General features: G+C 48.5%; 13 protein-coding genes. 12 read left to right on the top strand and 1 reads right to left on the bottom strand.

Going from position 1 to position 13,759, the window contains the following annotated elements:
- The first annotated feature begins 65 nt into the window (after positions 1-65).
- The 4 genes from GT1_RS10895 to dapA all read left to right on the top strand — a co-directional run bounded on the left by GT1_RS10895 (position 66) and on the right by dapA (position 5,163).
- Positions 66-1,250, top strand: a complete 1,185-nt coding sequence (locus GT1_RS10895) for a CCA tRNA nucleotidyltransferase (RefSeq protein ID WP_188398722.1) — start codon at positions 66-68, stop codon at positions 1,248-1,250.
- 92 nt (positions 1,251-1,342) lie between these two features.
- Entirely contained in the window at positions 1,343-3,373 is a 2,031-nt protein-coding gene (locus GT1_RS10890; protein ID WP_188398721.1) for a methyl-accepting chemotaxis protein, read from the top strand.
- Positions 3,374-3,545: 172 nt separating this feature from the next.
- A complete protein-coding gene (locus GT1_RS10885; RefSeq protein ID WP_188398720.1) occupies positions 3,546-4,121 on the top strand; it encodes a UbiX family flavin prenyltransferase in 576 nt (191 codons plus the stop codon).
- 163 nt (positions 4,122-4,284) lie between these two features.
- The gene (gene dapA / locus GT1_RS10880) at positions 4,285-5,163 is read left to right on the top strand and encodes a 4-hydroxy-tetrahydrodipicolinate synthase (RefSeq protein WP_188398719.1); all 879 of its coding nucleotides are present in this window, start codon (positions 4,285-4,287) and stop codon (positions 5,161-5,163) included.
- 103 nt (positions 5,164-5,266) lie between these two features.
- Here dapA and GT1_RS10875 read toward each other — a convergent pair whose 3' ends face one another.
- Positions 5,267-5,869 (bottom strand): cyclodeaminase/cyclohydrolase family protein, encoded by a 603-nt coding sequence (locus GT1_RS10875; protein ID WP_188398718.1) that lies wholly within the window; start codon positions 5,867-5,869, stop codon positions 5,267-5,269.
- A 212-nt stretch (positions 5,870-6,081) separates the two neighbouring features.
- On the opposite strand from GT1_RS10875, the gene nudC reads away from it, so the two are divergent.
- The 8 genes from nudC to GT1_RS10835 all read left to right on the top strand — a co-directional run bounded on the left by nudC (position 6,082) and on the right by GT1_RS10835 (position 13,638).
- The gene (nudC, locus tag GT1_RS10870) at positions 6,082-6,924 is read left to right on the top strand and encodes an NAD(+) diphosphatase (protein ID WP_188398717.1); all 843 of its coding nucleotides are present in this window, start codon (positions 6,082-6,084) and stop codon (positions 6,922-6,924) included.
- Positions 6,925-7,092: 168 nt separating this feature from the next.
- Positions 7,093-7,524: a hypothetical protein gene (locus tag GT1_RS10865; protein ID WP_188398716.1), complete on the top strand. Its 432-nt coding sequence runs from the start codon at positions 7,093-7,095 to the stop codon at positions 7,522-7,524.
- A 259-nt stretch (positions 7,525-7,783) separates the two neighbouring features.
- A complete protein-coding gene (locus tag GT1_RS10860) occupies positions 7,784-8,230 on the top strand; it encodes a desulfoferrodoxin family protein (RefSeq protein WP_188398715.1) in 447 nt (148 codons plus the stop codon).
- 150 nt (positions 8,231-8,380) lie between these two features.
- Positions 8,381-8,608 (top strand): zinc ribbon domain-containing protein, encoded by a 228-nt coding sequence (locus tag GT1_RS10855; RefSeq protein ID WP_188398714.1) that lies wholly within the window; start codon positions 8,381-8,383, stop codon positions 8,606-8,608.
- A gap of 54 nt (positions 8,609-8,662) precedes the next feature.
- Entirely contained in the window at positions 8,663-10,546 is a 1,884-nt protein-coding gene (locus GT1_RS10850) for a sigma 54-interacting transcriptional regulator (RefSeq protein WP_188398713.1), read from the top strand.
- Positions 10,547-10,851: 305 nt separating this feature from the next.
- Positions 10,852-11,151, top strand: a complete 300-nt coding sequence (locus tag GT1_RS10845; RefSeq protein WP_083945709.1) for a UxaA family hydrolase — start codon at positions 10,852-10,854, stop codon at positions 11,149-11,151.
- Between the two features lie 22 nt (positions 11,152-11,173).
- Entirely contained in the window at positions 11,174-12,340 is a 1,167-nt protein-coding gene (locus GT1_RS10840; protein ID WP_223226176.1) for a UxaA family hydrolase, read from the top strand.
- A gap of 26 nt (positions 12,341-12,366) precedes the next feature.
- Positions 12,367-13,638 (top strand): lactate racemase domain-containing protein, encoded by a 1,272-nt coding sequence (locus GT1_RS10835; protein WP_188398712.1) that lies wholly within the window; start codon positions 12,367-12,369, stop codon positions 13,636-13,638.
- Positions 13,639-13,759: the final 121 nt, after the last annotated feature.

Below are 13,759 nucleotides of genomic sequence, written 5' to 3'. Positions count from 1 at the left end.
GCAATGCGGGGGTGAGGCCGTTTGCTTCTCGGGGTATTAAAAAAGAAGAGTAAGGGGGCAGCCGGATGAGCGGTGAAGTATTAACAGAACGGGTATTTGCGGAAACCATTCTGGCAAATGGCGGGCGTTTGTATCGGGTAGGGGGCTGTGTCCGTGATATGGTGATGGAAATTGCGCCGAAAGATATAGATTTTTGCGTAGTCGGCATGGTTAAGAAAAACTTCAAGCAGCTCTTTCCGGAAGCTTCCGAATGCGGGAAGTATTTTCCGGTGTTTTGGCTGAATGTTAATGGCCGGCGGTGTGAAGTTGCCTTTGCCAGAACAGAGCGAAAAGACGGCAGCGGCTACAAAGGGTTTAAAATCGCGTCAAACCCGAAAATCACCATTGAAGCGGACTTATTCCGCCGTGATACAACGGTGAACTCCATTGCCATTGACTGTTTGACAGGAGAAGTCGTTGACCCGTTCGGGGGCGTTCAGGATATTAAGAACAAACTGCTTCGCGCTACCGGCCCGCAGTTTGCCGACGACCCGATACGCGCCTTGCGGCTGGCAAGCCAGGCGGCGCGATTGGGTTTTGCGATAGACGCTGATACCCTGACGCTTGCAAGTGCCGCGGCGGCTGAGCTTAGTGACGAACCGGCCGAACGGATACTGGCCGAAATGGTGAAGGTTATGCAGGCGGCTCAGGCGCCGGCGCGATTTTTTGAAGTTTTGGCTCAGAGCCGTTTACTGGATATTGCTTTTACAGAAATGGCGCAGTTATCCCGGGAAGAATTTGCACTTGCCATGACGCGGCTGGATGCTGTGGCAAACGTTACCGCCAGTCCCAAGGTAAGGTTTGCTGCATTGGGCTTAACAATAGGACCGGAAGGCTTAGCCTGCTGGAACAAGCGCATGACTTTGCCGGGAGACTGGCTCCAGGCCGCCGCGGCAGCAGGTAAAGTGGCAGCTTTACTGGAGCATCCTGACCCGGAAAAAATTGCAGTTGCCATCGACAGTTTGCGGCGTGGGTCACTGACTGTTGCGGAATTTGATATTGTTTCGCAGGCTGCTCAGGCAGGTATTCCGGCACTGGAACCGTTTAAAACAGCACTGGCTTTATTGCCGGGCGCTATCCCGGCGGAGTTACAAGGCCGGGATAGAGGTGAGTGGCTGAGACGGAAACAGAGTACCATTATTGCGGAGATTTGGCTAGACAAAATAGATAAAGAAGCAACACATCTCTTGACTCAACGGGATAGTGTGTGATAAAGTATTGCCAATTGCGACAAAAAATGGTATTTTTCTACTTGTTATCCACAGGAAGACCGTGATGACGTAGGGAATGAAAGGAGTCTGCGATGAGAATTAAAACGGTTCAGGCGCGCTTGCTAATATGGCTGCTGCCACTTATTCTCGTGGTGTTGAGTGTGTTGTCGGGGGTTAGTTACTATATTGCCAACCAATCTTTGCAAGAAAGCGTTGATAAAACGGCTGAGGCAATCGGCACCGATTATGGCAACCGTTTACAAAGCAATATCAGGGAACTTATGGTTCAGTTGGAGGATATGGCCCAAACTCCGACTTTCCGCACCGGGACTGACAAGGCACAGATTATTGCAGCCATGGCAGAGATACAAAAAGAGGTTGGGTTTGAGACTGTTTTATTCATTTCGCCGGATGGCTCGGCGATTCGCGGCGACGGTACTGCCGGCCAATATCAGGACCGCGAATATTTCAAAAAAGTACTTGATATCAAGAAACCCTATGTCTCCGAACCGCTTATTTCGCGGGCAACAGGTAAGATATCCGTTTTTCTGGCCGTACCGGTTATGAACAACGGACAACTGGTAGGGATAACAGGCGGGACGTATTCTCTGGAAGCGGTGACTGAGCTGATTAAGGACCTGAAGTTCCTTGATACCGGCTATGGGTTAATCGCCGATAATTCAGGGGTCGTTATCTCTCATCCGAGAATGCCTGAGGCTGCCGGGAAACTCAATATTGCCGAAAAGAAGATCAATGAGGAACTCAAGCTGCAGGAGAAAGAGCTTGACGACCGTCTGCTTTCGCTGTTTGCCACCGCAGCTCAGTCCGGGAAGCAAACACACGGCTTATACCAATTCGCTGGCGGTGTGACCAGGGATGGGGTATTTACACCAGTCGACCTTGCCGGCGGTCAGCGCTGGGTTATGGTGGTATCGGCGCCGGAGGCGGAAGCCACTAAGGCCACAGATGCCCTGGCGCGGATTATGCTGATCATTTCGCTGGTTTCTTTATTCATTGCGGCGGCAGCCATCGTATTCATTGCCAGGCAGTTCACCAAGCCTATTGCATTGATACGGGATCAATGTATGCTGTTGGCCGGGGGTGACTTGCGGGAACGTGAGGCTACGGTTATCAGCGAGGATGAAATCGGCCAACTGGCACAGGGCTTCAGACAGATGCGGACAAATTTACGTGAACTTGTTGCGAAAGTGCATTCTCAATCCGAGCAATTGGCTGCTTCCAGTGAACAGTTGACAGCCAGTGCCGATCAATCGGCTGAGGCTGCCAATCAGGTAGCCGCATCGATTACCGAGGTGGCGGCAGGTACGGCAGAACAGTTAAGCGCCGCTAACGAAAGCGCCGCCGTAGCTGAACAAATATCGGCCAGCATCCAGCATGCTGCATCTACCACCCAGGAAGTCGCCCTGCAATCGGCGCAGGCTGCGGTTAAAGCAACCGATGGCAGTCAGTCTGTCAATAAAGCCATCAGCCAAATGGCGCAGATTGAACAAACGGTCAACAGTTCCGCTGAAGTAGTAGCTGAATTGGGCGAACGGTCAAAGGAAATCGGACAGATTGTCGATACCATTGCCGGTATAGCCGGGCAGACCAACCTACTGGCCCTTAATGCGGCTATTGAGGCGGCGCGGGCCGGGGAGCAGGGGCGCGGGTTTGCCGTTGTTGCCGATGAAGTGCGCAAGCTTGCCGAGCAGTCCCAGGAAGCGGCTAAACAGATCGCCGACTTGATTGGCAGCATTCAGGGTGATACCGATAAAGCGGTAACAGCCATGAATGACGGCACCCGGGAAGTAAAGGTGGGTGCAGAAGTCGTCAATGCTGCCGGACAAGCTTTTACGGAAATTGTGACCCTGGTAACCCAGGTATCTGACCAGATAAAGGAAACCTCCGCCGCAATGGAACAGATAGCCAGTGGCAGCCGGCATATTGTCACATCGGTAAACCGGATTGAAACCTTGGGTAAGACGGCAGCCGGCGAAGCCCAGCTGGTATCGGCGGCTACCGAGGAACAATCCGCGTCCATGGAGGAAATTGCCTCCTCCAGCCAGAGCCTTGCTCATTTAGCGATGGAACTTAGGGAAGCTGTCGGCAAGTTTCAGGTTTAAGCCGGAAAATAATAATTGAACAAGTAAAAGCAGCATTCGCAGCTGGTAGTGTCTGCGCATGTTGCTTTTACTGTATGGACAGGATTGCCGCCCAGTGATTATAATACAAGTAACAAACCGGTGCAGACCGGGCGTTGGTTAGCATGAGAATTCAAAAGGCGGGTAACAGATAATGCCAGTAAACAATAAAAGGCGATTAGTAGTAGGGATGAGTGGAGCCAGTGGTGCCATATTAGGTATAGAATTATTGCAATTGCTTAAGGACAAGCCGGACTATGAGACCCATCTTGTCATCTCCAAGGGTGCTGAGGCAACAATACTGCAAGAGACGGATTATAAAATAGCTGATGTAATGCAACTGGCTGACAAGGTTTATGATATCAATAATATTGGTGCCAGCATAGCCAGCGGTACATATCGAACCGAAGGCATGATTATTGTTCCCTGCAGTATGAAGACTGTTGCCGGCATTGCCTGCGGCTATGCGGACAATCTGCTGCTTAGGGCCGCCGATGTTACCATTAAGGAACAAAGAAGGCTGATATTAGCCACCCGTGAGTGTCCGCTCAGTGCAATTCATCTAAGAAATATGCTGACCCTGGCCGAAATGGGGGCATTGATTATGCCGCCAATGCTCACCTACTATAATAATCCTGTGGAGCTAAAAGATATGAACAGGCATATTATCGGTAAAATTCTGGAGAAATTCGGTATTGAGGTCAATGGTTTCCAGCGGTGGTGTGAGTGATCAATCGATTTTTATACAGCATAAACTTATTCTTATGCATCGAATTTTAGCGAGAAATCAGTGAAAATGCGATATTAGTATATAGAAATTGGTTGTTTTATAAGATATAATTATTAATAGTTATACTTTGACGTACCAATTTAAATAAAAGGTGGTCATGTTTATGAAGAACCCATTGTTTATCGGTTCTGCAGTAGCTGTTGTTACTCCGTTTACAGACAGCGGTGTCAATTATCCCGTATTAGAAAAACTGGTTGAGTTTCAAATCCAAGGTGGCACAGATGCCATTGTGGTCTGTGGCACTACCGGTGAAGCCTCCACTATGCCGGATGATGAGCATATTGCCGTTATTAAGTTTGTGGTGGAAGCCACCAAAAAGCGCGTGCCGGTTATTGCCGGCGCAGGCAGCAACGATACCCGCCATGCCATAGAGCTGTCGAAAGCCGCTGAAGCGGTTGGTGCCGACGGACTGCTGTCGGTAACTCCGTACTATAACAAAGCCACACAAAAAGGCTTATACGGACATTTTAAAGTCATTGCCGATAGTGTTAAGATACCGGTCATTCTGTATAATGTGCCTGGCAGAACCAATTTGAACATCAACCCTGAGACAATACAAGCCTTAGCGGAAATTGATAATATTATTGCTGTTAAGGAATGCAATCTGGGGCAGGTTGGCGATGTGGTCAATTTATGCGGAGAAGACTTTTCTGTATATTCCGGTGATGATAATGTGGTCTTGCCTGTGCTGTCAATGGGCGGCAAGGGTGTTATATCGGTTATGGCCAATATCATTCCTAAGGATACTCACGACATGGTTGCGAAATTTTTTGCCGGCGATATCAAGGGTGCTATCCGGCAGCAGCTTCAGACACTCAATCTCATAAAAGCGTTATTTAGTGAAGTAAACCCTATTCCGGTTAAAGCCGCTGTAAACTTGCTGGGCTTCGAGGCCGGTCTTTGCCGTATGCCGCTGACAGAACTCAGTGACGGAAATCTTGCGTTGCTGCGCAGTGAAATGAAAGCTTACGGTCTGCTGTAATTTTCATCAAGGTTCAATGGATCGGTGCTGTTGCCCATTGGCAAAGCTGTATACATACAAAGAAGAGTTATAAATTGCTTTGGCAATTATAACTCTTCTTTGCTTATAGCCTTGTTTTTACCGCATCAAATTTTGCCTGGAGTTCATCAATCCGGTCCTGGAAGCTCCTGACAAGCGTATCTTCCTTGATTAACGGCAAATTTATTTTTGCCGCGGCAAGAGAGCCTTCAATGGCTGTTTTAGTTACCAGTAAGCCTATCATTAAATCCCCTAACACACCGGGCTTAACTTTTGGCAAAAGCATTATACCCGGTTCTAATGCGGCAAGGCAGGCTGCGCTTATTTTTAAAGGTATTTGGATGGCTGACACAGCGGCTGCCTGAATTTCAGCCCTGCGGTGTTCGGCTTCCCGGGGGGTGGATTTCTGCAGTTTGCAGGCGGCAAGCACTCTGTTATAAGCAACGGCATCTTTTTCGATATAAGTTAATAACTCATTATGTAACTCAGTCAACTGTGTTTTGGCATCCCGGAAAAGCTCTTCATATTTTTCCCCTTCCGGACGTCCGTAAGCCGAGTTTACTGACATCTCCAATAAGCAAACACCCATTAAGCCGGATAGTGCTGTAACACAGCCGCCTGCCGGCATTACCGGATCATAGGCAGCCACCGCCTTGGCAAAATCTTTAATACTTAAATCTGCTAACATCTTTCTCCACCTTTCGCAAATATATTGACATATAAGATGTTCAACATTCTTTTCTTTATTTTACCTGGAACAGCCTGTATATTCTGTGATTATTATCATGCATAAGAACAAAAATTTTCGGCGCTGCACTTCATAGCATCACCGGCTGCAGCAGTAAAGGGAAAATCAGATTTTCAACGAAGAGATACTATAACAGAAAGAGGTGACTGCCTATGACTGATAGTAATCTGTATGCCAGATATGTGCCGGCTAATCTTCCTGATGGTGATGAGGGTGAAGTGGCACAGCTGTTTATTTTTAACGATGCGCAAATGCTGGTTAAACTCAATACGGAACACCCGGGCATCCCTGCCGCTGAAGATTTTAAAGCAGTGGAAATGGAATTTTTGAGCAAGCAATATCTCGGCAAGCTGGATGGATATCCGTGTTATTGTATGGAAGTGGCTGAGGCGGCGGCTGCTCCGCCGGGTATGGCTTTTCAGGATTTACGCTCATTGCTGGGGCTGTTGGAGGAAGAAGTTTTTCTGCTGGCAGGCAGAGCCTTCCAAATTGTTAACTGGAACCGGATGAGTAAGTTTTGCGGCCGATGTGCAGCCATGACAGAATGGAAACAAACCGAGCTGGCCAAACTGTGTCCTGGTTGTGGTGCCGTATATTATCCCCGGATTTCGCCTGCCGTAATTGTGGCAGTTGTGCGCGGTGATCAGATTTTGCTGGCACATAATAAGAATTTCAGACCCAAATGGTACAGTGTGCTTGCAGGCTTTGTGGAACCGGGAGAGACCTTCGAAGCTTGTGTAATGAGAGAGATAATGGAAGAGGTTGGTATCAAAGTTAAGAATGTAAGGTATTTTGGCAGTCAGCCTTGGCCCTTTCCCGACTCATTAATGGTGGGTTTTACTGCCGAATATGATAGCGGAGAAATTATTGTCGACGGGGAAGAGATTGACGCCGCCGGTTGGTACGGCCGTGACAATCTGCCGCCGCGGCCTAAAAATAATACGATTGCCGGACGGCTGATTGAGTCGGTTTTTTCAGATATTGACAAAGGTTAATGCTTAACGATATGGCTAAAAACGCAGCTATTCTATTAAAAACAGATATAAATGGACAAAATCTTGCCCAAAAGCTTATTTCAGTTTCAATAAGATTTGACTAATCAGTCAATGGCTGTGTATAATTAGCTAAAGTAGAAATACTAATTTAACATGGAGGAAATTTACATGAAGAAACAAGTTATTACCGGTCTGTTGCTTGTTTGCCTGCTATCTGTTACCGCTATACCCGCATCGCAAGCTTTTAGTTTGGGAGATGTTTTAAAAGTCGGCGGCATAGGTATTCTTATAGATAAATTCTCGTCGCCACTTAACGATTTCATCAACAAATTAACCTTTAAACATAATGCAGGCACAGAATTTGCCACTAAGGTAGTTCCCATTATATCTGTTGGCAACCATGGTTACATAGGAGCTGCCCAGATTACCGGTTCTCAGGAGTTGGTTGATAGAACCAAAGCCGTAATGCAGGTAGAAGGCAACTTTAACGGCAACCAGTTCAGGGTTAAAGCCTTGATCCCCGGCGACAGCACCAATCCCACCAAGTTTAGCCGGGTACAGGGAGTCGGAGTATCGGCCATTATTGATATCAAAATATAAGTACACCGCGAAAAACCTCTTGCTATCGCAGGAGGTTTTTTCTATTTGACAATTATTTGCCGGCTTGATAGCTTGGTAGTTTTTTGCTGAAATATATAAATAATTTAGAAAATTTAATCAGACGCAACAAAAAAGGAAGGAAATTACAGAATGAAGCTAGAAACTACTTAAGGATAATCTTTACAATAGTAAGAAGAAACATTAGAATGGTATATGTAGTATGAAATACGTCTTATCTTAAAAGAGGAGGAATTTACGTATGGCAAAAAATTTAGGTGTTTACAGATGCTCTGATTGTGGCTACATGCTGGAAGTGGTTGAAATGGGCAAAGCGCAGCTCAAATGCAGCGGCAGCTCCTATGCGCTGACTTGCTCCAAAGCCGATGCTCAGGTAGTTTGCTGTGGCAAGGGCATGGAGCTTTTGGAGCCTAATACTGTGGAGGCGTCCACGGAAAAACATCTGCCGGTGGCTGAATTTGCTGAAACCGGAGAAGTTGTTGTTAAGGTTGGCAGTGCAGCGCATCCGATGACCCCGGAGCATTATATTCAATGGGTTGCCGTTGTTGCCGGCAACCGGGTGCAGCGCGTGCATTTTGAAGCCGGGCAAGCGGCAGAAGCTGCTTTTTGTGCCTGTAAAGAGACGGAAGTCGATGTATATGCCTACTGTAATCTGCACGGGTTGTGGAAGGCAACTGTGAAGAAATAATAGTTTGGCGGAAAAAAGGATAGCAAATTCCGGACCTGCAACCAGACCCTGGTTGCAGGTTTTTTTTAGCAGGAAACTTGCCGTCAACAAAAGAAATAGTCATAATAACCATAAAGGTAATATAACGGATGTTGAAGGGGGCGGATTTGCATGCCAATATACGAATATTCATGTAAAACCTGTGGCAGGACAGTAGAATTATTACAAAAAATGGGTACAGCTAAACCCGGTGTCCTCTGTCCTGACTGCGGTGAAGATGCTTTAACCAAGGTGCTGTCGGTAACGGCTCCGGCACAAATGTCCAAAACAGCAACAGGCGGCTGCGATGCGGCTATTAGCCGGGGGCAATGCGGCGGCTGCTGTTCCGGTTGTCACTGAGGACCGGAACCTGGCAGCTTGTGAGCCGGTACCTGTGCAAAAGAGGTAGGATTTATGAAGATTACTATTATTGCTCCGATGGATAACATTATGGATGCCGCCCGGGAAGTGCTGGCCCAAAACGATTTGCATTGGCCGGGCGAGATAGAAGTACTGCCAGGTCTGTTGGAAGCCGGTTTAGAGCAAGCCTGCCAGGCGGTAAAAAGGGGTACAGCTGTTATCATCAGCCGTGGAGGCACAGCGACTTTGATTGCCAAGCATGTGGATGTGCCGGTAGTCGAGATTCAGGTTACCGCTTTTGATATTCTCAGGGCTTTAAAAAGTATGGGTCATGTTTCCGGTACGGTGGGCGTAATATTTATGCGGCGTTTTTTGTTTGAGTGTGAAAAGCTGGGCGATTTGCTGGGCATACCCATCCAGGAGATTTTTATAGACAACGAGCTGCGGATTGAGGAAGAAGTGCTGGAGAAGGCTGGCCGCCAGGGTATCGGCACACTTCTGGGAGATGCTTCCGCGGTTAAGCTGCTTACGCCACGCGGACTAAAGGTTGGGCTTATCGAATCTTCGGTAGAATCTGTGCGCAAAGCCATCATTGAGGCAGGCAATCTCGCCGATGTGCGTCGGCGCGAACGGGAAAAGGCAGAACTATTCCGGACCATTATTGATACGTCGGCTGACGGAATCATCGCCATTGACAAAAATGAACAGATTACTATTTTTAACCCGGCCATAGAACGGATATACCAGTTGTCAGGCTCTGAGGTTATTGGCAGGAAAATCGGGGACATGATTCCGGACGATGGCTTGCGGGGGTGCCTGACAGGCGATACCGGCGAACGGGAAAGTGTACGGCGGGTAAATAACCGGGTATTTGCGATCAGGCGAATTCCGATTAAACTGGGCGAAGATATTGTCGGCGCAATCGCTAATGTGCAGGATGTTACACAATTGCAGAATTTTGAACAGCTTGTACGGCAAAAGCTGAATAAGAAAGGTCTTGTAGCCAAAGTTCACCTGGAACAATTAAGCGCTGCTTCCGGGCAAATGAAAGTTATTAAGGAGCGGGTGCGGCAATATGCCGCCAATGACGCTACTGTGCTGATAACCGGTGAATCGGGAACCGGTAAAGAGTGGGTTGCCCAGAGTATTCATAACCAGAGTCTGCGGCAAAAGGGACCCTTTGTGGCAATTAACTGTGCGGCGCTGCCGGAGTCTTTACTGGAAAGTGAACTCTTCGGCTATGAGGAAGGCGCTTTTACCGGTGCGAAGAAAGGTGGGAAATCCGGATTATTCGAGCTTGCGCACAATGGAACTATTTTTTTGGACGAGATTGGCGATATGCCGCTATCGGTCCAGGCAAGACTGCTGCGTGTTTTGCAGGAAAAAGAAGTGATGCGGCTGGGAGCCGATAGTGTCATTCCGGTAAATGTACGCATTTTGGCGGCGACTAATCAGGATATGATGCACTTAGTTGACGAAAGGAAATTCCGGGCCGATTTGTATTACCGTCTGGACGTTCTTCGCTTGCATATTCCGCCGCTTAGAGAACGGGTTGAGGATATTCCGGAACTGGTAAACCGCTTTTTGGAGAAATCCCCGCACAGTCATATTGTGGGGATTACCGCAGAGGCAGTGAAATTTTTGCAAAAGCAATTTTGGCGGGGAAATATTCGCGAATTGGAAAACGTGATTGAAAGGATAAAACTGCTTGCTCCGGGCCCGTTTATTGAGGAACGGATGGTACGGGAAGAACTGTCTGCCTCCGGGCACATACTCCATGACGACATTGACGGCCATACGGGACCGGATATGACAGAACGGCATAAACTGGAGCAAATCTTGTTTGAGGAAAAATACAATTATACGCAAGCCGCTAAAAGGCTGGGAATTAGCCGCACTACACTGTGGCGAAAGCTGCGGCAACGGCAAAAACCGTAGTGAAACAAATTCGGGAAACATAATGTTGCGACTGAAACGTTGTGTTTCCCGAAAGTAAAGTTTTATAGGCTTTGCCAGTATCCTGTTTCGGCAGGGAGAGGCCGGTAAAAGCCAGGTATGTGACCACACAAAACTCCAGGACTTAGCTTGGCATGAAAATTGCTAATGTTAATAATTCAGAGCTGACTTCCGGACAAGCTGCCCATTTACAGGCAAGCCGCCGACATTCCCGCTCATCAGGCAGGGAACTGTGGCGGACTAGTTGTCCGGCAGAAAGTGAGTAAATGAGGCTTGGAGGAAAACGTGTGAATAAATTCAAAGCCATTGTGATGAAAGCCAAAGACAATGTTGCAACCGTGACCGAGGATATTGAAGCCGGTTCGGACATTGCGATCCAGGCTAATGGTGAAACAGTACGCCTGCAGGTAACCAATCGCATTCCTTTTGGGCATAAAGTTGCCATCCGGGATATTTCCAAGGACGAAAGAATTATTAAATATGGTGAAGTTATTGGGATAGCAACTACCGATATTATGGCCGGACAGCATACCCATGTTCATAATTTAGTCGGCTGCCGCGGGCGCGGCGACCTGGCGGGTAAATAAAAATGCAGCATAGGAGTGGTAAATGATGAACTTTATGGGCTATCGTCGTCCGGACGGAACGGTGGGAATTCGCAATCATGTATTTGTTTTACCGACAGTAAATTGCGCCAACCAGGTAGCACGGGGGATTGCCGCCAATGTCCGCGGCACCGTCTGGGTGGAACATCAACATGGCTGTTCGCAGCTGGGGGCCGATGCCGAGCAGACGGCGCGCGCTTTTATCGGGCATGGCATTCATCCCAATGTTTACGGGGTGGTAGTCGTCGGTTTGGGCTGCGAAGTAATACGGGCCCAGGATATTGCGGCTGAAATCAAAAAACAATGTCCGTACAAACCGGTGCATACCATCATTATTCAAGACGAGGGCGGCTCCAATAAATCCATACAAGCCGGTGCCGTTGCCGCTCAGAATATGATGATTGAGGCGTCAATGCTGAAACGCGAGCCTATTGCTGCAGCGGAACTCATCCTCGGCACCGAATGCGGCGGTTCTGATGCCTGTTCGGGCCTGTCAGGCAACCCGGCCCTGGGAGCGGTCAGTGATATGCTGATCGACGCCGGTGGTACGGCGATACTTGCCGAGACGGCGGAGTTGATCGGTGCCGAGCATATTATTGCTGAAAGGGCAGTCAATGAGGCGGTAAAACAGAAGTGCTACGCAACCATAGCGGCTTTCGAAGAGTCTGCCAAGCAGATGGGTGTAGATATGCGGGGCAGCAATCCGACTCCGGGTAATATTGAGGGCGGGCTGTCCTCAATCGAAGAAAAATCGCTGGGCTGTGTATATAAGGGTGGAACGCGCCCGTTGCAGGACGTCATCGGCTGGGCGGAAAAGGTGACAACCAAAGGGCTGGTCTTTATGGATACTCCCGGCAATGATATTGAACAATTGACCGGTATGGTGGCAGGCGGCTGTCATATCTGTGTTTTCACCACCGGGCGTGGTACTCCCACCGGCTCGCCGATTGCCCCTACCATCAAGGTAGCTACCAATACGGCCTTGTTTCAAAAAATGAACGACAATATGGATATCAATGCCGGCACCGTCATAACCGGTGATGAAACAGTCCGGCAGGTCGGAGAACGGATATTTGCCGAAATGCTGGCGGTGGCATCCGGAAAAATAACTAAGGCCGAGGTCTTGGGACATAATGATTTCTCGATTATGCGAATTGGTCCAAGCATGTAATGCTATAGAAGAAGGGGGAATTGCAAATGGGGATCATACAGGAATTGCTCAAAGGAACACCACTGCCGCGGGTAGTCAAAGTCCGGCAAAAATTCAAAGTAACGGAGATCAGCGATATCTCGGCAGCCATGCGCCAGGAATTTGCCAAACCGGATATCGCTGACAGGATAAAGCCAGGTATGCGCATTGCTGTCGCGGTTGGCAGCCGGGGACTTGACAGGCTTCCTGAACTGGTACGGCTGACAGTGCAGGAAATTAAACAGCGGGGCGGAGAACCCTTCATCGTCCCGGCCATGGGCAGCCATGGCGGCGCTACCGCTGCCGGGCAAGCCAAAGTGCTGGCCAATCTTGGCGTTACCGAAGAGAGTGCCGGCTGTCCCATTATTTCCTCCATGGAAGTGGTGGAAGTCGGCAAAATCAAAAACGGGCTTGTTGTGCATATGGATAAAGCGGCTTATGAAGCAGACGGGATTGTAATTATCAACAGGGTAAAGCCGCATACGGCTTACCGGGGACCTTGCGAAAGCGGGTTGGCGAAAATGCTCAGCATTGGCCTTGGTAAACAAAAAGGGGCGGAAACCTGTCACCACTTTAGTTTTAAACATATGGCTGAACATGTTTTTGAAATGGCTCAGGTGAAACTGGCGTGCTGCAAGATTTTGTTCGGCATCGCCACCGTTGAGAACGCTTATGACCGGATATCCACCCTGGTGGCTGTTCCGGCAGAGAAAATCATGGAAGTCGACCAGCAATTGCTGCCTGAGGCCAAAGCCAAGATGCCGCGGATACTGTTTGATGCTGTTGATGTGCTGATTGTAGACCGAATAGGCAAGGAAATATCCGGCGATGGTATGGATCCCAATATCACCGGGCGTTTTCCCACTCCTTATGCCAGCGGCGGTCTGGATGCCAACAAAGTGGTAGTGCTTGATTTGAGCAAAGAGACTAATGGCAATGCCTGCGGCATTGGCGTTGCCGATTATACTACCCGCAAATTGTTTAATAAAGTAGATTTTGATTACACTTATGCCAATTTGATTACCAATACAACTCCGGGGCCTGCCCGCATGCCGATGATGCTGGCCGATGACCGGGAAGCCATAATGGCTGCCATTAAAACCTGCAATATCGCCGATCTGTCCCAGGTCAAGCTGGTTAGAATTCAAGATACACTCCACATAGGAGAGATAATTATTTCTGAAGCACTGCTAGCTGAAGCGCAGGCCAATCCCGATATTGAAATTTGCGGTGAACTGATGGAAATGGAGTTTGATGAGGCCGGGAATTTGGTTGGCTGATACTGAAAACCAATTGCTGGCAGCGGCAGGCAGCAACTAACATATGCCTGAAATGTAAAACAGACTGATTGCTAAAACCATGGCATCAGTCTGCTTTATATTTGTTCGGCAAAAACAATTC

Origin of the sequence: Sporomusa sp. GT1 (assembly GCF_014634905.1) — a bacterium.
GTDB classification, from domain to species: Bacteria; Bacillota; Negativicutes; order Sporomusales; family Sporomusaceae; genus Sporomusa; species Sporomusa sphaeroides.
The sequence above is the reverse complement of the archived record's forward strand: the minus strand, read 5'-3'. Positions and strand labels throughout refer to the sequence as shown.